The sequence below is a fragment of the Luteibacter yeojuensis genome (assembly GCF_011742875.1).
GTDB lineage: Bacteria > Pseudomonadota > Gammaproteobacteria > Xanthomonadales > Rhodanobacteraceae > Luteibacter > Luteibacter yeojuensis.
In genome coordinates this window covers 440,680-463,523 of record NZ_JAAQTL010000001.1, presented here as the reverse complement: position 1 = coordinate 463,523, position 22,844 = coordinate 440,680, and the positions used below count along the sequence as shown (strand labels likewise).

21 protein-coding genes are annotated in these 22,844 nt (G+C 59.2%); 9 read left to right on the top strand and 12 right to left on the bottom strand.

Annotated features, from left to right (window positions below):
* Positions 1-54 precede the first annotated feature (54 nt).
* Positions 55-618, bottom strand: a complete 564-nt coding sequence (locus HBF32_RS19175; protein WP_166697949.1) for a DUF1003 domain-containing protein — start codon at positions 616-618, stop codon at positions 55-57.
* Positions 619-650: 32 nt separating this feature from the next.
* Between HBF32_RS19175 and HBF32_RS01930 the strand changes: the two genes are divergently transcribed.
* Positions 651-1,163, top strand: a complete 513-nt coding sequence (locus HBF32_RS01930; RefSeq protein WP_166697948.1) for a mismatch-specific DNA-glycosylase — start codon at positions 651-653, stop codon at positions 1,161-1,163.
* A gap of 5 nt (positions 1,164-1,168) precedes the next feature.
* Here HBF32_RS01930 and HBF32_RS01925 read toward each other — a convergent pair whose 3' ends face one another.
* Entirely contained in the window at positions 1,169-1,504 is a 336-nt protein-coding gene (locus HBF32_RS01925; RefSeq protein ID WP_166697947.1) for a DUF6932 family protein, read from the bottom strand.
* A gap of 557 nt (positions 1,505-2,061) precedes the next feature.
* On the opposite strand from HBF32_RS01925, the gene HBF32_RS19445 reads away from it, so the two are divergent.
* From HBF32_RS19445 to HBF32_RS01900, 5 genes are all read left to right on the top strand, one after another.
* Positions 2,062-3,039, top strand: a complete 978-nt coding sequence (locus tag HBF32_RS19445) for a beta-barrel domain-containing protein (protein WP_166697946.1) — start codon at positions 2,062-2,064, stop codon at positions 3,037-3,039.
* 34 nt (positions 3,040-3,073) lie between these two features.
* A complete protein-coding gene (locus HBF32_RS01915) occupies positions 3,074-5,206 on the top strand; it encodes a peptidase domain-containing ABC transporter (RefSeq protein ID WP_338039723.1) in 2,133 nt (710 codons plus the stop codon).
* 47 nt (positions 5,207-5,253) lie between these two features.
* A complete protein-coding gene (locus HBF32_RS01910) occupies positions 5,254-5,970 on the top strand; it encodes a hypothetical protein (protein ID WP_166697944.1) in 717 nt (238 codons plus the stop codon).
* Positions 5,970-6,464 carry a hypothetical protein gene (locus HBF32_RS01905; RefSeq protein ID WP_166697943.1) on the top strand — a complete coding sequence of 165 codons (495 nt, stop codon included), beginning with the start codon at positions 5,970-5,972 and terminating at the stop codon, positions 6,462-6,464. The genes HBF32_RS01910 and HBF32_RS01905 overlap by 1 nt, the downstream gene beginning before the upstream one ends.
* A gap of 290 nt (positions 6,465-6,754) precedes the next feature.
* On the top strand, positions 6,755-7,315 hold the full coding sequence (locus HBF32_RS01900) for a Fic family protein (RefSeq protein ID WP_166697942.1): 561 nt from the start codon (positions 6,755-6,757) through the stop codon (positions 7,313-7,315).
* Here the strand turns inward: HBF32_RS01900 and HBF32_RS01895 are convergent.
* Together HBF32_RS01895 and HBF32_RS01890 are read right to left on the bottom strand one after the other, a co-directional pair.
* Positions 7,291-8,511 (bottom strand): cytochrome c, encoded by a 1,221-nt coding sequence (locus HBF32_RS01895; protein WP_166697941.1) that lies wholly within the window; start codon positions 8,509-8,511, stop codon positions 7,291-7,293. The two genes, HBF32_RS01900 and HBF32_RS01895, sit on opposite strands and share 25 nt — an antisense overlap.
* A 3-nt stretch (positions 8,512-8,514) precedes the next feature.
* The gene (locus tag HBF32_RS01890) at positions 8,515-9,219 is read right to left on the bottom strand and encodes a c-type cytochrome (RefSeq protein ID WP_166697940.1); all 705 of its coding nucleotides are present in this window, start codon (positions 9,217-9,219) and stop codon (positions 8,515-8,517) included.
* Positions 9,220-9,352: 133 nt separating this feature from the next.
* Here HBF32_RS01890 and HBF32_RS01885 point away from each other — a divergent pair, with 133 nt between their 5' ends.
* Positions 9,353-10,939, top strand: coding sequence for an amidase (locus tag HBF32_RS01885; protein ID WP_240147776.1), 1,587 nt, complete (start codon positions 9,353-9,355; stop codon positions 10,937-10,939).
* Positions 10,940-10,994: 55 nt separating this feature from the next.
* Here the strand turns inward: HBF32_RS01885 and HBF32_RS01880 are convergent, their stop codons facing one another.
* The 3 genes from HBF32_RS01880 to HBF32_RS01870 form a co-directional block, all read right to left on the bottom strand.
* The gene (locus tag HBF32_RS01880) at positions 10,995-13,058 is read right to left on the bottom strand and encodes a peptidase domain-containing ABC transporter (protein ID WP_425482230.1); all 2,064 of its coding nucleotides are present in this window, start codon (positions 13,056-13,058) and stop codon (positions 10,995-10,997) included.
* A gap of 608 nt (positions 13,059-13,666) precedes the next feature.
* Positions 13,667-14,821 carry a cupin domain-containing protein gene (locus tag HBF32_RS01875; RefSeq protein WP_166697938.1) on the bottom strand — a complete coding sequence of 385 codons (1,155 nt, stop codon included), beginning with the start codon at positions 14,819-14,821 and terminating at the stop codon, positions 13,667-13,669.
* 8 nt (positions 14,822-14,829) lie between these two features.
* A complete protein-coding gene (locus HBF32_RS01870) occupies positions 14,830-16,044 on the bottom strand; it encodes an HlyD family secretion protein (RefSeq protein ID WP_166697937.1) in 1,215 nt (404 codons plus the stop codon).
* Positions 16,045-16,206: 162 nt separating this feature from the next.
* Between HBF32_RS01870 and HBF32_RS19440 the strand changes: the two genes are divergently transcribed.
* Positions 16,207-16,332, top strand: a complete 126-nt coding sequence (locus HBF32_RS19440) for a hypothetical protein (RefSeq protein ID WP_275690407.1) — start codon at positions 16,207-16,209, stop codon at positions 16,330-16,332.
* Positions 16,333-16,351: 19 nt separating this feature from the next.
* The gene (locus tag HBF32_RS01865) at positions 16,352-17,221 is read left to right on the top strand and encodes an amidase family protein (RefSeq protein WP_338039722.1); all 870 of its coding nucleotides are present in this window, start codon (positions 16,352-16,354) and stop codon (positions 17,219-17,221) included.
* A 98-nt stretch (positions 17,222-17,319) separates the two neighbouring features.
* On the opposite strand, the gene galU is transcribed toward HBF32_RS01865, so the two are convergent.
* From galU to HBF32_RS01840, 5 genes are read right to left on the bottom strand one after another with little or no spacing between them, the layout of a single operon-like run.
* Positions 17,320-18,207: a UTP--glucose-1-phosphate uridylyltransferase GalU gene (gene galU / locus HBF32_RS01860; RefSeq protein ID WP_166697935.1), complete on the bottom strand. Its 888-nt coding sequence runs from the start codon at positions 18,205-18,207 to the stop codon at positions 17,320-17,322.
* Entirely contained in the window at positions 18,204-20,102 is a 1,899-nt protein-coding gene (locus HBF32_RS01855) for a polysaccharide biosynthesis protein (protein ID WP_166697934.1), read from the bottom strand. The genes galU and HBF32_RS01855 overlap by 4 nt, the downstream gene beginning before the upstream one ends.
* Positions 20,089-21,126, bottom strand: a complete 1,038-nt coding sequence (locus tag HBF32_RS01850) for an MraY family glycosyltransferase (protein ID WP_240147775.1) — start codon at positions 21,124-21,126, stop codon at positions 20,089-20,091. Before HBF32_RS01850 ends, HBF32_RS01855 begins: the two co-directional genes overlap by 14 nt.
* A complete protein-coding gene (gene lapB / locus HBF32_RS01845) occupies positions 21,123-22,295 on the bottom strand; it encodes a lipopolysaccharide assembly protein LapB (RefSeq protein WP_166697933.1) in 1,173 nt (390 codons plus the stop codon). Before lapB ends, HBF32_RS01850 begins: the two co-directional genes overlap by 4 nt.
* Entirely contained in the window at positions 22,292-22,543 is a 252-nt protein-coding gene (locus HBF32_RS01840) for a lipopolysaccharide assembly protein LapA domain-containing protein (RefSeq protein ID WP_166697932.1), read from the bottom strand. The genes lapB and HBF32_RS01840 overlap by 4 nt, the downstream gene beginning before the upstream one ends.
* Positions 22,544-22,844 lie beyond the last annotated feature (301 nt).

Genomic DNA, 22,844 nt, shown 5'->3' with positions numbered 1-22,844 from the left:
GCAACGAAAAGGCCCGGCATCAGCCGGGCCTTTTTCGTAGGGGAGCCCGGAGACTCATTCCGCCCGATCGTCGGGTCTCTCCATCAGCAGTCTCGTCAGCAGGTCGATCTGTTCCTGCTGCCTCGCCAGCACCATCGCCAGTTGCTCGTTGCAGATGTGGTCGAGCCTCTCCTGCAGGCCCATGATCTCGATCTCGGCCTTGAGGTTCACCTTGTAGTCGTTCGCGGCATCGAGCCTGTCCATCGCCGCTTGCCGGTTCTGGCTCATCATGATCACCGGCGCCTGCACCGCCGCGAGCATCGACAGCATCAGGTTGAGGAAGATGTACGGATACGGGTCGAACGGCTTGTGCAGCACGTACGAGTTCACCCCGGTCCACAGCACCAGGATCGCGGCGAAGACGAGGATGAAGGTCCAGGAGCCGCCAAAGCGCGATACGTTGTCCGCGAGCCGCTGGCCGAAGGTGAGGTCCGAGCGGAACTCCGCGTTGACGTCCTGCGACACGGTCTTGCGCTGGACCAGCTTCTCCAGGATCTTCTGCTCGACGTGGCCCAGGTCGTCGAGGCTTTTCGAAAACCAGTGGCGCGCGGCCTGTTCGGGGCTGTGTTCGGTTGTCACGGGGATATCTCCGGGCACGGTAAAGTAGGTCCATGGTGAACCATCCGAAGACCGAAAGCTTTGTGCTTCCCGACCTCCTCCGTCCCGGCTTGCGGGTCGTGTTCTGCGGAACGGCCGCCGGGGCGCGATCCGCGCGGGACGGGGCCTATTATGCGCATCCCGGCAACATGTTCTGGCGGACGTTGTTCGCCGTGGGGCTGACGCCTCGCCTGCTCGTGCCGGCAGAATATCCCCTGCTGCCGGGCTTCGGCATCGGGCTGACCGATCTGTCGAAGTTCCATTACGGCAACGATGCTGAACTTCCCGTCGACGCGTTCGACGTGGCCGCGCTGCGCTCCAAGGTCGAGCACTACGCGCCGGGGGCGATCGCTTTCACCAGCAAGCACGGCGGCACGGCCGCGCTCGGCAAGGGCATCGTCTATGGCTTGCAGGAGGCACGGTTTGCCGGCGTGCCCACCTTCGTGCTGCCCTCGCCCTCCGGCCAGGCACGAAGATCCTGGGATCTCCACACATGGCGGGAGCTGGCTGAATTCTTGCGTCGCTGAATCGATTAGCTCGACGAGAAGTCGATCAATATCATGCCGCGAGTCAACGCATTTGAGTCACGGCGCTTGGAATAAATCATCGTAAAGAATGCCATCGCACGAAGGAGGATGAGAGGTTCTCCATCAATGGGAATAAACCTTACATCCAACCCAAGTGATCTCAGTCGATGTTGCTCCTGCTTAAGACCCACGGCGTCTACCTCGCTCGACGTCTCGGAGCGGTAGAACCATACTGAATCGATGTCATGAGGACGGGAAATCGAGTCATCCATAAAAGAACCGCCCACCAAGGCAGCATCGACGACAACGCCAAACTTGTGCGAACGGCTGCGCTGACTCACGAGTAGGTGCGCCCATGCTGATCGGCCATCCCACGCATCGGCCAAAGCTAAAAACTCCGCCGGCCCAATGAGATAAGGGCTTGAATTGAGAGGCGTAGCTTCACTCTCAGGTGCATGCAGTGGAGGAAACTGACAACTGTGAAGCACTAAGACTCTCCGAATATAGGCGAAGAATTACACAACATCGAGGGGGCCGCTTAGATGAAGAACACCAAGATGCCTCCTACTCGCGAGAACCCCGAGTCATACAATTTCTACACTAATCGGGGAAGGCCGTGACTACCCTATTTCGAACGGAAGTTGTAGATCATAAGCTCGCCCCCCGAGGTTCCGTGTGCATCACTCCACCACAGTCGCATCGAGTCGCGATGCATGCCTGCATCGTCCTGGTAATCACCGTGATCTCATGGCTCGTGTTCGGGACCTACACGCGACGCGTGCATGTAGCTGGCCACCTGGTGCCTGCCGGAGGTCTAATAATCGTAAATACACGCTCCGGGGGAACGGTCACGCAAATACTAGTCAAGGAGAAACAGTATGTATCACGTGGAGATGCCGTGGCAATCATCTCCACGGAGCGCAACAGCACAGCTCTTGGTCCGGCAATAACGAGTGTCGTCGAAAATTTACACGCTGACCGCCAACGAATTAAAGCCGATCGAAAAGACGCCGCCCTTCTGAACACGGAACAGACGAAGGCATATCGGCAGCAAATAGAAATAGCAAATTCTCAGTTGAAGCATCTTAACGACCAGATAGAACTTCTACGCGAAAAGATAATGCTCCAGCAAGATATAGTTGAAAAGATCGAGCCATTGCTGTCCAAAGGATACATATCAATCTTTCAGCATCAACAACATAAGGCAAGCAAATTAGAGGCTCAATCCGAACTCAAGTCTCTGCTTCGACAGCGTGGCGAACTAAGCCAACAAATCGCTACCTCTGAAGCAAAAATCCGACAACTTCCCTTACAGTTGTCTGCGCGACTAAGCGAACTAGACGCCCAACAATCTGCGACCAATCAATCATTGGCACGAACTGAGATAGATCGGGAGATTTTCGTTACAGCACCGGAGAAGGGACAGGTTTCGGCGATACATCTAAAGGAAGGTCAGTCTACGGAAGCGGGGCAAGCATTGGCCACCTTGGTTCCCGAAAATTCAAGGCTCGTAGCCCGCCTTCTCGTAAAGAGCAATGCTATAGGATTCGTTAAACCCGGAGTAAAAGTCGCGCTTCACCTGAAGGCATTTCCATATCAAAAATTTGGTATTCAGAAAGGTATCGTCAAGCACGTCTCCCACAGCGCGCTGTCCTCGGAAGAAGTCGCGGCACTACTGAGACAAAAACAGGTTGAACAGGAACCGTTATACCAAGTGGAGGTGGATCTCCAAAGTCAAACCATCACCGCTTACGGACGCAAAGAAGAACTACGTCCCGGAATGGCAGTCGAGGCAGACCTTCTTCTGGACCGCCGTCATCTCGTCGAATGGCTATTTGAGCCTTTGTTGGGGGCGAGGGAACGATGGAAAGGATGACATCGCGAAAACCCTGCGCGGGGAGACAAGAACCATGAACACATTTTCAGACCTCCTAACGATGAGACGCGGTAGGCGACTTCCCATGATTAGACAGGTAGAAGTTGGGGAATGCGGCCTCTCCTGCCTAGCCATGATACTAGGCTGGTTCGGGCACCACGCCACTCTTGGCGAACTTCGCCAGCGATTCACTAGCTCGTATCGTGGATGCAGCCTGTCCGTGATTACGCGACATGCTGATGCCATGGGCATCACATCAAGGGCCGTACGTCTAGAAATACATGAACTTTCAAAGCTCCGCGCTCCCTGCATCCTTCATTGGAATCTCGACCATTTCGTGGTACTAAAGCATGTGCGGGGAAATCGGATTGTCATTCATGATCCATCGAAGGGCATTCGATATTTATCCTTGGATAACGCAGCATCAAGCTTTACGGGCGTAGCTCTGGAGATGAGCATCGGGCCGGACTTCAAGCGACGACCTGCTCCGCCTCCCATATCCCTCGTCAAGCTGGCCGGAACTATCACCGGCTTCGGCAAGGCAATCCGAACAATTTTTGGGTTTGCAATTGCACTTGAGGCCGTAGCTCTCCTCATGCCGCAATTCATGCAGATCACGGTCGATCAAGTCCTTGCGGACGAAGACCAGGACCTACTGACAATTGTAGGTATCAGCTTCGTCCTACTCGTCGCCATCCAATCACTAATTTCGGCTCTGCGTGGCTGGGCAGTAGTTTGGCTGGGAAGCCGCTTCACTATGAACTGGACGGGAAACATTTTTTCGCACTTGATGAAGCTGCCACAGCTTTATTTCCTCAGACGAAGTCTAGGCGACATCGTCTCCAGAATGGGTGCTATCTCTACACTACAAAAAAGCCTCACAACGCAGCTCGTAGCGGCGTTGATTGATGGCCTAATGGCATTCGCAACCCTAGCCTTGCTCTTTTTTTACAGCACATTGATGAGCTTCATTGTTGTCGCTGGCGTCATTCTATATGCGCTTCTCCGGGCAGCCTATTACAGAACCCTTCTGGAGAAAAATTTAAATCAAATTGCCATGGATGCGCGACAGCAGAGCTGCCTCATTGAAGCAATCCGAGGAGTGCAAGCCATACGACTCCACAATAGATCCTCCGACTATTCGACACGCTTCCTAAACCACACCGCGGACGCACTAAATACCCAGATTGAGGTTCAGCGCCTGGGACTACTATTCTCCACCGCAAGCAATCTTCTTGGCGGGCTCCAACGTGGAGGCCTACTCTGGCTCGGTGCGCTACTGACTTTGCGCGGACAATTTACCGCCGGCATGGTAATCGCATTTACTTCGTATGGTGATCAGTTCATCACAAGGGCTAACTCCTTTGCCGACTACCTGGTGCAACTAAAGCTTCTTCGCCTTCAAGGAGAACGCCTGGCAGATATTGTTACAACGTCACCGGAGCCCAACCTCCACGGCTGCCATATAGGCGATCGACCAACTGCGTCCATTCGCTTCGAAGGAGTCAGCTTCCGATATAGCGAGAGCTACCCATGGATATTATTCAACTGTTCTTTTGAAGTTTCGCCACAGCAGTCTATCGCTATCGTCGGCGCGTCCGGTTCTGGCAAGACCACCTTGATCCGCTTAATCCTCGGTCTTCTTGAGCCGCAGGCTGGGCGTATCCTGATCGGAGGCGTTGATCTATCTCATCTAGGTAAGACCTGCTATCGCGACATGCTTGGCACAGTCATGCAAGATGATCGATTATTCAGCGGAACCATTGCGGAAAACATTTGTTTTCTCGACGGCAGCTCGTCACCGTCGCGGATTGAGGCTGCGGCTCGGCTTGCGCAAATCCATGATCAAATCGTCGCCATGCCAATGGGTTACCACACATATATAGGCGACATGGGTTCAGGCCTATCCGGCGGACAAAAACAGCGACTATTCCTCGCCAGAGCCCTCTATCGCGACCCACAGATCCTCGTTCTAGACGAAGCGACGAGTCATCTTGACCTAGCCAGCGAATCAAGAATCAGCGGCATTTTGAAGGAACTCCGCATGACTCGGGTACTCGTGGCACACCGCCCGGAGACGGTTGCTACCGCAGACCGCATTCTTCTTCTCTCGGGACAACGACTACATGAGCTATCTCAGGCAAGCGAAGGCTTAAGTGGGCACTGACCGCTGGGGAATCGGTTCATTCCCCGATCATGCAAAAGGAGAAAGACATGCGCGAACTGTCACTTGAAGAACTGGAACTGGTCGCTGGCGGAGTTGATACCCTCAACGGAATCTCGATCACCGACTTGCAAGGCTTCAATGTTGCTCCCGACAACCCGTACGACCCAGGTAGTTTCCCACGACCCGGGCCTCCCGGCGCTTGGGGAGAAACCGTCGGGGCGGCGGGGAGTTCTGGTGGTGGCGGCGGTCACGTTAGTGGCGCAGCTACCGCCAGCCATGCCATTCACCATTACGTCAGTCCAAGCGGACATTCATTCAGTACACACGCATCACTGAGTGCAAGCCAAATCAGTACCGCAGGGCAGATTATCGATTACGGCATAGCCAACTATGGCACTTACGGCCAATACACCGGGCTCGCCGTCAATATGGCGTTCGCTGAGTCATCCCTGGGAACCATTGACAACAACCCGACCCACTTCGGCCTATATCAATACAGTCATTCGACATGGAACGATCGACATGCACACCTAAATATCTGGAGCCAGGCAGACCAGATCAAGGCCTTCTATAACGATCTGCAATGGTACGGCCAGAGATATACCCATGGACATAACCAGAGCTTGGAAATTCCATGGAATGTAGCTTTTGATGCGTACGTTGAGATCAAACATCACGCTGGCGCGTATAGCCAAGATTGGAATACGCCGTTCGTACAGGAGTACTACAACAAAGTGAAAGAGCTTGGTTACGGTGTGCAGTGATGAAAGCCAAGCTTTGCGCGCTTATCCTTTTTCCTCTCGCTCTCTCCTCGGCGAGAGCGACGGAGTGCACCTTCGCTCACGCTAAGTACCTACATACGGCCGACACAGCGTGGACGATGTCCTTTCACCGCTTCGGTCATCAGGTTCTCCTTTCTGACATGGCTGTTCAAGTGGAGAGCGCCGCTTCAAAGGCATCATTCTGGTTTCTCCTCGACGCAGGATCTTCCCGTTACATCAACTTCATCTCCACAACAGACGTGCTTCAAAAAGATTGGCAACCACCCACCTACGACGGAGGACAAAGGCCTCTGGGAGAAATGCACGCATTTTTCTGGAACAAGGATATGAAGATCATTGAAACCATGCCGAAGGCAGAATCACCGGCGCCAGAGGTAATCTTTCTTCCCGATCTTTCAGAAATCCTGGCATCCCGGGCGGCGATCAAGCATGAACTTCGATCCGGCATGTTCAAATTATTTCGCTGCGAACGATAAATTAGGTTGTCCGCTCGTAGAGCGGACAACTCATCATCATGACGAATCTTTGGCGCCGACAACCACTATCCCTACCCACGACGATCGACCTCTCACCGCTTACGACGCGGAATATTGACGAGGCGATGAGGCTCCTGCCAGACATGGGTACATGGTCGCCAAGCGATCCACTATCAAGATGGATTCCGAGTGACTCCGCCGAATCGTGGTCGCTTCTCAATCATGAACTCACCTTTGCCATGGATTGCGTCCCGCTCGATTCGCAACAGACATGGCAAGACCACACAGTCATGGAAGCCATGATTCATTCCAACGAGGAATTGACGCGGCTAAATCCATCAAATGCTGATGCCGCTGGTTTCATCGGCATACTCGAGCGCGTCAATACCGGTGTCTCTCAAGGGCTAGCCAGTCGCAGGACAAATCAGGTGTTCACTGAGGGCAAGGACGGATCTCGCATCTTATTCCCTCCAGTTGGAAGTATCGACGAGAATCTATATGAGCTATGGAATTGGCTCGAAACGTCTAAATCTCCGGCCTTCTGCAAAGCTGCCGTGGGTTACTGCTGTGTTTCCAACCTGCATCCGTTTACAGATGGAAATGGCCGTACCGCGCGCTGGCTATGGGCCTCGATCCTCCGAAGAGAGAAGCTTTGCACGGCCCCTTTCTTCCCTTTATATGAGTTCTTTGCTCGTAGCCGGGGTAGCTCTGTTATCTACCTGCGATTAGCAGAGCTGCGTGGCAATTGGGATTCCTTGGTTAATTTTCTGGCCCGAATTGTCATCTTGATGGGTGAACGGCAAACCCTATCTCGAGACCGTATGGCTCAGCTGCCCGGCGTGGAGCGATAGGCGCGCACGTCGGCCGGCGAGACGGAAGCCGCCTTGTTCGACCACGCCTGGCGGATGTAGGTCACCACCGCGGCCGCGTCCTCGTCGTTGAGCTTCTGCGTGAACGGCGGCATCGAATACGGCCGCGGATTGTCCTTCGTGACGGGTGCGAAGCCGCCCGACAGGACGATGCGGATCGTGTTGATGCCCGTGGGATCGGTGACCGAGCCATTGCCGTCCAGCGGCGGATACGCATCGCCCTTGCCGCGACCGTCGGCGGCATGGCAGCCCGCGCACTGCTGCGCGTAGATCTTCTCGCCCTTCAGCGCGAGTTCGCGTGCATTGACGGCGGATTCGCGCTGCCGTGGCGGGTCGCGATCGGGCAACGACTTGAGGTAGGTCGCCATCGCCGCAAGGTCTACGTCATCGAGGTGCTGCGTACTGCGCATCACCACCTCGGCCATGGGGCCAAGCGCCGTTCCCTTGTGCGAGCGGCCCGTCTTCAGCAGCGCGACCACGTCGGCTTCGCTCCAGCCGGCGAGACCGCCGTTCGCGCCCATCGAGAGGTCGGGCGCATACCAGTTCTGGACCGGCACGATGCCGCCCGCGAGGAATGGCTCCTGCACCATGGCGCCGAAGCTGTTGCGTCGCGCATGGCATTCGTTGCAGTGGCCGAGGCCTTCGACCAGATAGGCCCCGCGGTTCCACGCCTTTCCGTGTCTCTCCCTCTGCACGTATTCGCCTTCGTCGAAGTAGAGCGCGCGCCACGCGCCCATCAGCGAACGCATCCGGTAAGGCCAGCGCAGCGTATTGGGAGTGTCGGCGCGCTTCACGGCCGGAAGGCTGCGCAGGTACGCGAAGATGGCGTCCGTGTCCGCCCGCGTGGTCTTCGCATACGAGGTGAACGGGAACGCCGGATAGAGCGACTTACCGTCGTGGCCGATGCCGGAATGCATGGCACGATAGAAATCGTCGGCGGTCCAGCTGCCCAGGCCCGTTTCGCGGTCGGGCGTGAGGTTGGGGGCCGGGATCGCGCCGAACGGCGTCGGCACGACGCGGCCGCCCGAGAACGGCGCGCCGTTGCGCGAGGTATGGCAGGCGGCACAATCGCCGAGGGTGGCAAGGTATTTGCCACGTTCGGCGTCGCTGGCGGCGGACGCGGCCATGGCGGCGAGGGATAACGCGAACCATGCGAAGAGACGGAAGGACAGGTTCATCGCTCAGCCTCCCAGTACGCCGCAGCGCAGCGGCGGTTTGACGCTGCCGGCCGGTTCGGGATGGACGTCGGCGGGTACCGGGCGTTGCGCCAGCCACGCGGAGACGGCACTGACGTCCGCGGCGGTCAGCCGGTTCGCGATCGTCGCCATGCAGTCCGGCTCCACGGTGCTACGGGTATTCGTGCGCCATGCACCCAGCTGCGCGCTGATGTAGTCGTACGGCAGGCCCACCAGGCCGGGCGTGTCCGGCTGCACGCCGGTGAGGTTCGGGCCGTGGCAGGCCATGCAGGCGGGAACGCCTCGCGACGGATCGCCTTGCGTCGCCAGCTGTTCGCCGCGCGCCATCGCCACCGGCGTCGTCGGAGGCACGGCATGCTTCGCGTACGGCACGTCCTGGCCGGCAAAGTACTCCGCGATCTCCTGCATGTAGGCGTCGGTCAGCGGCGAGACCATGTATTCCATGATCTCGTAGTGGCGCAGTCCCCGCTGGAAATCCTGCATCTGGCGATGCAGATATCCCGCCGGCTTGCCCGCCAGCCGCGGGTTGAAACCGTTGTCGCCGCCCTCCCCATGCTCGCCATGGCAACTCGTGCAGGCAGCGATGCGCTGGACGAGCGTGTCCGGCACGGCGGGGGAATCCGCCGCCGTCGCGGAAGCGGCCCAAAGCACGACGGCCGCGAGGGGCAACCGGCGAAGGAGACGACGCATGTGGCACTCCCTGGCAGAACGTTGACTGGGCCCGTGGCGGACGGCGCCGCGAGCATGGCATCGCGGCAGTATATGCCCCGGACCATCCGGTTAAGATGGGTGCGACGCTTCGTCCGCTCCCAGGGGAAAACCGATGCAGCATCGCTGGACCCGGCCTTTGGCCCTCGCCGCCACCATGGCGTTGTCGTTCCACGCGGCTTCCGCCGCCCCGGCCCGCGAGGCCGGCGAAGACGATGCCTTCGCTTCCATCGCCACCGTGCGCGCCGCGTATGCCTCCGGCGCGCTGACCCCGGAGGGCCTGACCCGGCTCTTCCTGGATCGCATCGCGAAGATCGACAAGGCAGGTCCGACGATCAACTCGGTGCTCGAGGTCAATCCCGATGCGCTGGACATCGCGCGCAAGAGCGGCACCTCGGGATCGCTCGCGGGCATCCCGATCCTACTCAAGGACAATATCGATACCGGCGACCGCATGATGACCAGCGCCGGCTCGCTGGCACTCACGATGAAACCCGCACCGCACGACTCCGCGGTGGCCGCGCGGCTGCGCAAGGCCGGCGCGGTCATCCTCGGCAAGACCAACCTGAGCGAATGGGCGAACATGCGCTCCAACCACGCGACCAGCGGCTGGACCGCGCGCGGCGGTCTCACCGTCAACCCCTACGTGCTCGACCGCAATGCCTGCGGTTCCAGCGCAGGCTCCGGCGCCGCGATCGCCGCCGGCCTCGCCACGGTGGCGATCGGCAGCGAGACGGACGGCTCGATCATCTGTCCCGCGTCGATGAACGGACTCGTCGGTATCAAGCCGACCGTGGGACTGGTCAGCCGCACGGGCATCGTGCCTATCTCGCACAGCCAGGACACGGCGGGACCGATGGCCCGCAGCGTGGCCGATGCCGCGGCGGTGCTCGGCGCCATCGCCGGCAGCGACCCGCGCGATCCGGCCACCGCCGAAGCCGACAAGCACGCCACCGATTACACGAAGTTCCTCGATCCTAACGCGCTGCGCGGCAAGCGCATCGGCGTCGTGCGGCAGCTCGCCGGCATCGAGCCAAATGCCGATCGCGCACTCGAGCACACCATTGCGCTGCTGAAGGCGCAAGGCGCAACCGTCGTCGACAACGTGGAGATCCCGCACCTGAAGGAATTGAGCGAGCACGAGATCGACGTGCTGCTCTACGAATTCAAGCACGACATCGGCGCCTACCTCGCCACCCGGCCCGACCAGCCGATGAAGACGCTGGCCGACCTCATCGCGTTCAACGAGCGCGAGGCGGCGAAGGAAATGCCCTGGTTCGGCCAGGAGCTGTTCCTTGCCGCGCAGGCCAAGGGCGGCCTCGACGATCCGAAGTACATCGAGATGCGCGACCGCAACAAGCGCCTCGCCGGACCGGAGGGCATCGATGCGGCACTCGCCAAGGACAAGCTGGACGCCCTACTTGCCCCCAGCTGGGGGCCGGCCTTCGTGAACGACCCGGTGCTCGGCGACCACGTGGTGAGCGGCGACCCGACCGTCGGCGGCGTGTCCGCGCCCGCCGCCATCGCGGGTTATCCGTCGATCACCCTGCCCGTCGAATTCGCGCACGAGTTGCCGATAGGCGTGGTGTTCTTCGGCGCGAAGTGGAGCGAACCGACGCTGATCGCCATCGCCTACGGCGTGGAACAGAAGGCGAAGGCTTTCCGCCGGCCGAAGTATCTGCCGACCTTGCCGGTTCGCTGATCCTCGGACGACGTGCCGCGGCAGGATGCCGCCTATCCCTTGCTTCCCTCAATAACTATAGAGATACCACTCGATCTGCCATGGCAATAGTTTCAGGGCGATGCGCGATGGTGATTCTGGTTATAGCCAACTTGGCAATCGCATCATTCACTCGCCGCTCCGCATGCACATCCAAGTGACTTGTTGCCTCGTCCAGAACAAGCAAATCCGGCTCGCTGTACAACGCGCGTGCAAGAAGAACTCGCTGCTTCTGCCCGCCCGACAAAGTGCTACCCATGTCACCCACATAGGTACTGAACCCCATCGGCATGGCTTCGATCTCGGCAAGAATGTCAGCCGACGCCGCCGCATGCCGCATCCTTTCGACGTCGACGTTTTCATCAAACCGGCAGATATTTTCTTGAAGGCTGCCGGACAAGAGCTTATCGTCCTGCATCACTGCGGCAACCCGTCCTCGCCATCTGCCCAAACCCTCCACTGACAGCGGCTTTCCATCAGTTCGTATTTCCCCTCGCTGGGGATGCAAAAGGCCTAGCATTAGCTTTGCGAGAGTTGATTTTCCGGTGCCAGACGCACCCACAATGGCGACATGCTCCTCAGGGAAAATTCTTAGATCAAGGTCCTCAAGAATCCAAGGAAGATGACTGCCATACCTAAAACTTACCCCCTTAATTTCGATACCTGCCGGCACAAAAGAATGATTATGCTCCCTAGCTTGGAAACCACCGAGATCTTCAACAGGCGACAACGCTATCTCAGCAAGACGATCCACATGAATCTCAAGGCCACGCAACGCGAGTATATTATCCACCACTCGTTGCGCTCGCACGCAGAAGTCGTCTTTGTACGCCACAAATGCCATCAGCATGCCCAGCGTTATCGCCCCGTTAGCCACCTGCAAGGCTCCAACACTAAGAACTACCGCGCCTTGCAACCCAAATATGAGCGCATAAACGCCGCCGAATAAGAGCATCATCCGCTGAGCAAGAAATCGCTTGTTCACGGCCTCCATCGTCAGTTCAGTCCAAAGGGAACTACGCACACTCTCTAACCGACCAAGCTTGACTGACTGCATGCCCCGCACACTCTCAATAAAATGAGATTGGGCTCCTGCCTCACGAATAATTGCCTCTTCAGTAGCGCGATGATATGCAGCGTGAGGAGCACACCTCGCCAGAGAATATATTGCGACGCTACTAATCGCAATCAAAGTCAGCACCGCGCTGTAAGCCACCATCACGCAAACTAGTAGCAGACAGAAAATAACGTCCAACGCTAATTCCGTTACCTTAGTCGTTATTCCCTGCTGAATGGCCTGGGTGGATTGGAAGCGGGATGTTACGTCTCCGACGTGCCTCTCTTCAAACCACGACAGTGGAAGGCGCATCAGGTGTTCCATTATGCGTGAGCACCAGTCCGTCATGGCCTTTGTTGTCAACGCCAAGCTCATCCAAGCTCGGGTGACGTCCAATACAGTCCGTATGGCAACAGATAGAACAAGCCCGCTACATAACACCCATATCAGATCAATATTGGACGAAGCGATAGCCTCATCGATAACCCACTGGGTCAACAATGGGCCAACCAGAGCGAAGACATGGATTGACGCCGATAGCACCAGTATCTGAAAGAGACCACGCCTTAAGTTTCCGATCTTGCCAATTACATCTCGCCATTTAGGCCGCTGGCGCTTTCGAGGCGAGAATCCTTCGTCGACGTATAGTTCGAGCGCGGATCCCGAAAAGTGCCGGCCAAAGTCGCTCAAGGACAACGTACGAATTCCCGACGACGGATCGTGTATAGATACGGATCGGGACCCAATCCTTATAAGTACGGCGAAGTGTTCGCCATCCCAGTGCAGGATGCATGGAGCCTTGAGATATTTGGCCTCTTCTGCACTGACGAACAGGCCACGCGTTCGAAACGAAAGGTCTCGCGCCAGATTCGACAGGTCCGCCATTCGCACCCCAGAGGCGGTCACGTTGAACCGACGACAGAGCTCGCGAAGAGGAATCTCATGACCCAATGCCGCAGCCACAAAACCTAGGCAAGCCAGACCGCAGTCACCCAGGCTAGCCTGCCGATAATGTCTCGAAATATCATACAAGCGCCTGAGCATTCCAAAAATCCAATTTCTGCTACGAAGGTTGATCATCCATGTCACGGTGAAGAGCGAATCAAGGCCAGGGATATCCTTCGTCACCGTCGATCGCGTTTTCAATGGTCGTACCTATGTAATAGCCCCCAATTGCCGCACCCGCTACAGCGGCGAAAACGAGGCTTCCTGCAGCTCCTGCCGTTGCAGTTTCGGCTAGACCCAAACCAGCACCTTGAGCTATTCCGACGCCAACCCCTCCTCCGACGGCCGCACTCGTCGTAACGACATCTCCGACGCCTACATTTCCACGTGCCCCAGACACTCGCACCATGTCTTCGATTGTCATCTCACGCATATTGACTCTCCTTAATTTTATTTCTCGCGACCACAGATGATGCGAATCAAGCCTCGCCCTGTCGGCCCTTTAATGAAATCATTCAACCCGTCTCGGTTAGATCGATAAAACCTCCATAATGCGCATGCGATAAAGAAATAGGCTGAACACCTTAAGGCGACAAGACCAATGTCCCGTTGATCTTCCGGATCGACGAGTACGTAAGTTGTCATCAAAAACTCCAGAGTCCCAATGCCCATGGCCAATGATCCGACAAACATCGGTAGTATGTGCTTCATAGATCTCTCTCACGAAAGTAGCAAACGCGCTCTCGCAGTAGATCACGCAGCAGTTCCGATGCCTTGGCCCGGTCACCCGAACTCAAATTCGAAAGTATGGCACCCATGTTACCCGCGTCCCCACGGGTCAATCTATTGATGAACTCAGATGAAATTGCGTCCGCTCGCAGGCGAACACCGTTTATGGTCGTCTCACCTTCAACCCAAACAGGATCAAATACGGTATTTAAGACTATGGCAGAGTTTTCATTCATTATCCCTGCCTCATTTCTTATGCAGCCAAGGTTGCACTCATCACGATTTCTGTGAATGCTTTTGAACCATTTCTCGAAGTTGACGATATTCTCGGAGCTACTCAAAACCTCAAAGGCGCTTTGACCCAACCTTTCCGCCAGTTCCGACCTGATACGCGCACCTTCAAGCGACTCTCGAAATATAGGCTCGTTCGGCATCACGTTGATGCAGCACCAGATCACGTAATCGATCATGTGCGCCGGATGAATTCCAACAGCAACATGAGCACTCTCCTCACCCTCAATCGGGATTGCATGATGCCACCACCCACGAGGAAGGTATAAAACGTCACCAGCCGCCAGGACCACGTCCATTACAGGATCAAGGGGACATTCATGCTTTCGATTCCGGCTGTTTTGTACGGCCAGAGGCATCGGGAACGTTGGCGAGTAGACAAGCCAGCGCTTCCTTCCTATCAATTGCACGGCGAAGACATCATGCGTATCCCAATGCTTTCCGAAGGCACCTTCACCACCAAAAGCAACATATGCATTGGCTGCTGTCCTTTCTCCGACAAAATTGCCCAGGAACTTCGAAATGGCGTCAATTGGCCTAGACTTAGAGTCCGCGTGATTGATGACCAAGGACGCGCCGCGCCTAAGCAAATCCTCAACCGCGGGCACTATCAATCTTCGACGCAACCGCCCCACGTCGTGGAACGACTCCACATAGGCCGATTGCGGCACTGATCCATGGAGAAACAATCCAATGGAGTCGATCTCCATCTCGCTTGCAAAAATGAGACCATCAAATAGCTTCCAATCATTTGTATGGCTCTTCAGCGACCCACGAAAAAGGAAGGGACTTTTTCCATAGTAATCCCGTGTAAAATTTTCAGACGATATACCAAGATCCATTCACTTTCCTATGAAAATCGCTGGATCGCTCCGTAAAATGGCTCAAGCAACCACTGAATAACGGGGCGACTCTCCAAAAAAATATCAGCCTCGACTGTCATGCCAAAATTGATTGGGCGCCGACCGGATTTTGTGTCAACTGTCCGCTCATTCAATCGCACTTTGACACGATAAAGGGGCTCATGCGAAACACTAGCCAGTCCCTTGACCTCATTAGGCAGGACTGGAACCGCCGACACGTCGGTTACAATGCCTTTTTTTTGGCCGAAATGTTGATACGGAAACGCCTGAAGGCGGACTCGAACCTCTTGGCCCCTGCTTACAAATCCGATAGAACGCGAATCGGCGTAAAGATTCACAATAAGATGGCTTTTGGTGGGAATCAGTCGAGCAAGAGGCGCCTCTGTAACTTGCTCTCCTTCGTTCACGGCGACTGCTGCAAGCATCCCATCGGCTGTCGCAACTATTGTGTGACGTTCTTCCGAATCTCTTCGAACTCCATCTTGAGCCAGCTCCGTGTCCTGCCTGGCTTCGGCAGCCAGCTCCATTTTTAGCGATATGCTTCGCTTCTGAATCTCGGATTCCGTATCCGTACGCATGCGCTCAAGTGCCAATCCATCCCTTCGCAACGCCGCCAGCTGCGATTGACGTGCGACGACGTCATCTCGTCTCGCATTAACGACCGTTCTGGCCACGTGGCCATTTTTCTCTAGTTCAACATGTCGCTGCATTGCCTCTTTCGCGATGATTATTCGAACTCTCTCAAGCGATTGCTGATTGCTGTTTTCGTCAATTTCGCGGCGAACTATCTTCAACTTCTTCCTCAGCGCCTCGCCCTCGTTCTCTGCCAGCGAGGTGGCGTCGCGTCGATCCTCACGAAGGCTCGCCCGGCGGGCTTCCAGCAGACCCTTTTGGATTTCTTGATAGGTCTCATTTCCCCCACTAGGATGGCGCATGCTCGAGATATCAAAGAGAACGTCGCCTTTCTTGACGCTCTGCCCTTCGGTTACATGGATTCGCTCGATAACACCGCTACTCAGAGGTAAAATTCGAATAGTTCCGCCGTCGGTAGAAACAAAGCCCGTGACCACGATTCTTTTGGTGTAAGAGCCCGCAAAGAGAAAAAGAATCAGTAATGCTGCTAACACTACAGACCACCCCACATACCACCAGCCTTTAGGCCCACTGACTTTACATACGGCATTCACTTTACGGTTCGCCATGCATTGATACTCCCGCCAACTTGTGACCAGTGCGGGGCATTACGGATCCTAATGATTCATTGTGATTGTTCGCAGAGAGACCGTCCTTCAGTCGACCCTCCTAAGTTCCGTAGTTTCGCGGCGCACTGAAATGTAAGGGAGACGACCATTCTGTCGGTCGGCGTGGCGTTCTTCGGCGCGAAATGGAGCGAACCGATCCTGATCGCCATCGCCTATGGCGTGGAACAGAAGGTCAAGACATTCTACCGGCCGAAGTTCCTGCCGACCTTGCCGACAGTGGCGGGTTGAGCCACGCACAGACGCGCATGTGAGCACGCCTATCGGCATCCCGATGGCGCGCAGCGTCGCCGACGCCGCGGCCGTGCTGAGCGCCATCGCCGGCAGCGACCCGCGCGATCCGGCCACCGCCGAAGCCGACAAGCACGCCACCGATTACACGAAGTTCCTCGATCCTAACGCGCTGCGCGGCAAGCGCATCGGCGTCGTGCGGCAGCTCGCCGGCATCGAGCCAAATGCCGATCGCGCACTCGAGCACACCATTGCCCTGCTGAAGGCGCAAGGCGCAACCGTCGTCGACAACGTGGAGATCCCGCACCTGAAGGAATTGAGCGAGCACGAGATCGACGTGCTGCTCTACGAATTCAAGCACGACATCGGCGCCTACCTCGCCACCCGGCCCGACCAGCCGATGAAGACGCTGGCCGACCTCATCGCGTTCAACGAGCGCGAGGCGGCGAAGGAAATGCCCTGGTTCGGCCAGGAGCTGTTCCTTGCCGCGCAGGCCAAGGGCGGCCTCGACGATCCGAAGTACATCGAGATGCGCGACCGCAACAAGCGCCTCGCCGGACCGGAGGGCATCGATGCGGCACTCGCCAAGGACAAGCTGGACGCCCTACTTGCCCCCAGCTGGGGGCCGGCCTTCGTGAACGACCTGGTGCTCGGCGACCACGTGGTGAGCGGCGACCCGACCGTCGGTGGCGTGTCCGCGCCCGCCGCCATCGCGGGTTATCCGTCGATCACCCTGCCCGTCGAATTCGCGCACGAGTTGCCGATAGGCGTGGTGTTCTTCGGCGCGAAGTGGAGCGAACCGACGCTGATCGCCATCGCCTACGGCGTGGAACAGAAGGCGAAGGCTTTCCGCCGGCCGAAGTTCCTGCCGACGCTTCCGGTTCGCTGAGCGCAGAAACGTAGGAGCCGCTATAGCGGCGAGGAGACCTCGCGATCACGTCGCAAGATTGCCCTCGCCGCTATAGCGGCTCCTACACGTCGTGCTTATCAGGTCGGGACGGCGCTCTTGTTCGCGAACTCGCGCACGATCGGCGCCAGCTTCGGATCTTCCAGCGCCATCGCCATCGTGGCGCGCACGAGCCCTGCCTTGTTGCCGCAGTCGAAGCGCGTGCCCTCGAACCGGTAGGCCAGCACCCTGCCCTTGTCCTTCAGCAGGTTCTCGATGGCGTCGGTGAGCTGGATCTCGCCGCCGGCGCCTTCCTTCGTGTTCCTGAGGTACTCGAAGATCTCGCTCGGCAGCACGTAGCGGCCCACCACGGCGAGATTCGACGGCGCGTCCGCGGGCTTGGGCTTTTCCACCATGTGGGTGATCACGTTGGTGCGGTCGCCCAGCCGTTCCTTCGCATCGACGATGCCGTATTTGTCGGTGTCCTTCTCGGGCACTTCCTCCACGGCGATGACGCCGGCCTGGTTGGCTTCCGCCACCTCGGCCATCTGCCGCAGCGCGCCCTTGCCCTTGTTCCAGATCAGGTCGTCGGGAAGCATCACGCCGAAGCGCTCGTTGCCCACCACCGGTGCCGCGCGCAGCACGGCGTCGCCAAGGCCGAGGGCCTCCGGCTGGGTGACGAACACGCAGCGCACGTGGCGCGGAAGGATGCCGCGCAGGATGGAGAGCAGCTCGTCCTTGTTCTTCTCGGCGAGCTTCTCCTCCAGTTCATAAGCCTTGTCGAAGTAGTCGGCGATCGCGTGCTTGTACCGGTTGGTGACGAACACCAGCGTATCGGCGCCCGCGTCCACGGCTTCGTCCACCGCATACTGGATCAGCGGACGGTCCAGCACCGGCAGCATTTCCTTGGCCACCACCTTCGTCGCGGGGAGGAATCGCGTACCGAGGCCGGCTACGGGAAATACGACCTTGCGCAGGGGTTGGGTCATGCAATGTCTCCACTTTCGTTACGGCGTAGCGGCAGCACGTTGTCGACCTGCGGCTCGCTCCAACGGAAGGACGGCAGCAACTGCGACACGCACCGGCGCAGGGTTTCTTCATCGAACGCGGTCACGGCTTCTTCGGCACGCGCGAGCTGCGTCTGCAGCAGCTCCCAGGACACCTGGCGATGCTGGGCCTGGAAGATTTTCGCGTGGGTCGTGCTCGTGTAGTTCTCCAGCGGGTGGAACAGCTCCTCGAACAACTTCTCGCCGGAGCGCAGCCCCGTATAGACGATCTGGATGTCCGAACCAGGCCGCTTCCCCGCCAGGCGGATCATCTGCTCGGCAAGGTCGCGGATTTTCACCGGATCGCCCATGTCGAGCGCGAAGATCTCGCCGCCCTTTCCGAGGCTCGCCGCCTGGAGGATCAACTGGCAGGCCTCGGGAATGGTCATGAAATAGCGCGAGATCTCCGGATGGGTGATCGTCACCGGACCGCCCTGCCGGATCTGCCGGCGGAACAGCGGGACCACCGAACCGGCGGAGTCCAGCACATTACCGAATCGCACCGTGATGAAACGTGTCGAGGTATGCGCTGCGAGGTTCTGGCACCAGATTTCCGCCATGCGCTTGCAGGCGCCCATCACCGAGGTGGGGTTGACCGCCTTGTCGGTGGAAATGAGCACGAAGGATTCGGCGCCGCAACGCACGGCGGCGTCGGCCACGATGCGCGTACCGAGCACGTTGTTGCGGAAAGCTTCGCGCAACTGGCCCTGCAGCATGGGCACGTGCTTGTAGGCCGAAGCATGGAAGACGATCTGCGGCTGCGTTTCCTCGAACAGACGGTTGACCGCCATGGCGTCGCGCGCGTCCGCCAGCACGCCGTTGAAGATGAGCTCGGGGTAAGCCGAGGTCAGTTCCTGGCCGATGCGATAGAGGTTGTACTCGGACATCTCGACCACGGTGAGCGAGCTTGCCCCGAGACGGGCCACCTGGCGGCAGAGTTCCGAACCGATCGAGCCGCCGCCACCGGTGACCAGCACGCGGCGGCCGCTGATGTTCTCGCGGATGGCCGTCCAGTCCAGCTCCACCGCGTCGCGGCCGAGCAGGTCCTCGATGGCCACTTCCTTGATCTCGTTGAACTGCGCCCGCCCCGCGACGACGTCCTCCAGACGGGGCACGGTGCGGAACGGCAGCCCGGTGCTCTCGCAGAAGGCCACGATCCGGCGCATCTGCGCGGTGGTCGCCCCCGGCACGGCGATGAGCAGCATCTGCACCGCCACGGCCTTAGACAGCTCGGCCAGCTGATCCACGGTGCCGAGCACCGGGATACCGCCGATCTGCGCCCCGCGCAGGGCAAGGTTGTCGTCGACGAAGCCGATGACGCTGTAGCGGCTGTCGCGACGCAGGTCGCGCGACAACGCCTCGCCGGCGCGATCGGCGCCGACGATCAGCACCCGCTTGGTCGGCACCGACTGGAACAGGTCGATGCGGCTGTCCTTCCAGAAACGGTAGCTGAGGCGCGGAAGACCCAGCAGCACCACGAGCACCACCGGATAGACCAGCAGCACCGAGCGCGGCACGCCGTCCAGGCGCGAATACATGACCATGGCCAGGCCGATGATCAGCGCACCGATGACGGTGGCGCGGATGATGTTCCATAGGTCGGGCAGGCTGGCGAAGCGCCATACCCCCTTGTACAGGCCGGTCCAGTTGAAGACCGCGCCCTGGACCAGCAGCACGATGGGAAATTCCATCGGCAGGTAGGTCACCGGCGAAAGATCCGGCATCAACGCATAGCGCAACGACTTGGCGATCCACCACGCCAGTGCCGACATGGCGAGGTCGTGCGCAACGACCGCCGTGCGGGGATGGATAATGCCGATGAACTTACGCAGAAACATGTCGCTCCCTTCGACGCAAGCCGTAACGCTTGCCAGTACGCCAGACCGCTGCCCCCAGCAGGTACACCACCCCGAAGCACGCGGGCGCCGCCGCTGGCGAGCGGAACGCGATCCATGCGACGGGAATACAGACGAGTACGTTCCAGGCGAGGTAGCCCGCGGCTACCTTCCGGTGTGACGCTCCCCGTCTCACGAGCCACTGATAAAGGTGTTCGCGGTGCGGAGTGTACCAGCGCGCACCGCGCAGCATTCGCACGACCAACGTCAAGGTCGCGTCGACGACGAATGCCGACGAAAAAATCAGCGAAGGCCATAGCAAATTCGTGCGGAATGCCCACAACATCGCGGAAACCGCAAAAACCAGAAGGCCCAGCGTGCCGCTGCCCACGTCGCCCATGAAGATCCGTGCGGGCGAACGGTTGAACCACCAGAAACCGAGGGATGCCGCGGCCATGGCGAGGCCGGCGGCGGCAATGGCGGGGCTGCCTGCCGCCCAGGCCAGGGCGGCCGAGGCGGCGCCGAAGAACATGGCCTGCTGGGCCGCCAGGCCGTCGATGCCGTCCATGAAATTGTGCAGGTTGATGCACCAGACACCCGCCAGCAGCAACGGTATGGCCCAGAGCAGACTGGACGTCCCCGAGGCGATGGCGATGCAAAGCAGCAGCGTGGCGGCCAGCTGGATCAGGAGACGCGGACGGATCGGCAAGGAGCCATGGTCGTCGAGCCAACCGATCGCGGCCACGGCGATGGTCGCGACCGTGAAGGCGCCCACCGTCCCCGCGCCCGGCGATCCGGGCAGGAGCAGCAGGCCGGCCGGCATGCCCACGAGGGCGCCGAAGACGATACCGATGCCGCCGCCCCGCGGGGTCGGCTGCGTATGCGAGCGGCGGCGACCCGGGGCATCGAGCATCCCGCGCCGATGCGCATAGGCGATGGCGACCCTGACGCTGCCGAAGGAAACGACAAAGGCTGCCAGCACGCAGCCGATAGCGAAGCTGCCGGCGTCGGCAAGGGGCGGCATCATTCGTTCGCCACGCCGTGGATGGGCCGGACCGTGCCCCAGCTCTTGCAGCTCGGGCACTGCCAATGGTGCGCCTTGGCGCCGAAGCCGCAGCGGCTGCAGCGGTACATGGCCTGACCTTCGAGCAGCTTGCGGGTCAGGTCGCGCAGGATCAGGTAGTTCTCGCGCGCCTCGCCCGACACCTTGTCCATGGTGGCGTCGATCAGGGCCATCAGGCCGCGCACGGAAGGACGCTTGCGCAGCTGGCCCGTGAGGAAGTCGATCGCCGTGCGCTCGCCGTCCCTGCCCTCGTACAGACGGGTCAGCGCGAGGACGGGCGAGATGCCGTGGTAGCGTTCCATGATCTCGCGCAAGAAGGCTTCCGCCCTGTCCATCTGCCCCGACCGCGCGTAGCAGTTGAGCAGGGGCGGGAGGATTTCCGGAACGAAGGCGATGTCGGCCGCGATGGCGGCCTCGTACGACGCGATGGCCTGCTCCACGTCGCCGTCCTCCGACGACAGCCGGCCTGCGATCATGTGCGCGCGGACGCAGTCTTCCTGGCAAGCGAAAGCGTCGCGGATATAGTCGCGCGCCTCGGTGCGGGCGCCATGCTGGCGGGACTGCTCGGCCAGCTCGCAGTAGAACTGGGCGATCATGGCCGACTCGTCCTCGCCGGTCATCGCTTCCAGGCGACGGGCGTGATCGATGGCCTTGTGCCACTCGCGCTCGTGCTGGTAGATCGCGATGAGGTGGCGCAGCGCGGACGGGGCCAGGGCGTCCATGGCCACGAGATCGGAGAACAGGGTTTCCGCGCGATCCAGGAGGCCGGCGCGCATATAGTCCTCGCCCAGTTCGAGCAGGGCCACGGTCTTCATCTCGTCGGACAGGCCCTGCCGCGACACCAGGTGCTGGTGCAGCCGGATGGCCCTGTCCACCTCGCCGCGCTTGCGGAACAGGTTACCCAGCGCGAGGTGGGTCTCCACCGTGTCGCGATTGTATTCGGCGAGGCGCAGGAAGACCTCCAGCGCCTTGTCCTGTTCCTCGTTGAGGAGGTAGTTCAGGCCCCGGAAGTAATCGGAGGAAAGCTCGTTGACGCGTTCGCCGGAGCGCCTGACGTGGCTTCGACGGGCGAGCCACCAGCCGCAGGCGAAAGCCAGGGGAGGAACGAGCGCCAGCAACCAGATCGGATTCATGCGGTCGTCGCGTTCGCTACCTTGCGTTCGCGCCGGCGCCGTCGGCGATGGCCCAGCGAGGTGCCCAGCCACGCGGTGACCCCGCCGAGGATCCAGCCCACCAGGACGGCGGACAGCATGGCTCCACCCTTGGGCAGGGAAAGCTGCGCGAAGCCCAGGTCGAACGACGCCAGGTCGGCGTTCAGGGCGCCGAAAACGATGCCGGCCGCGATGAACAGCAAGAGGAAAATGATTGCAATCAGACGCATCCGGCGACTGTACCTGAATCCTGAATAGCGTGGTGCTTCGCGGTTGGCTTTTCATACAGCTTCGCGGGGCGGTTCGCAATGTAAGTGCCCCGGCCGGCAGGTTTCGGTTACTACAGGAGCCCCTATGGCGGCGAAGGATCGGACCGAACTGTAGGAGCCGCCATGGCAGCGAAGGATCGGACCGAACTGTAGGAGCCGCTATAGCGGCGAGAAGCCGACGGAGCCGCGAAGCGGCGAAGCGGCGAAGCGGCGAAGCAGGTTCCCCTCGCCGCCATAGCGGCCCCTGCAAATGGCAAAAAAA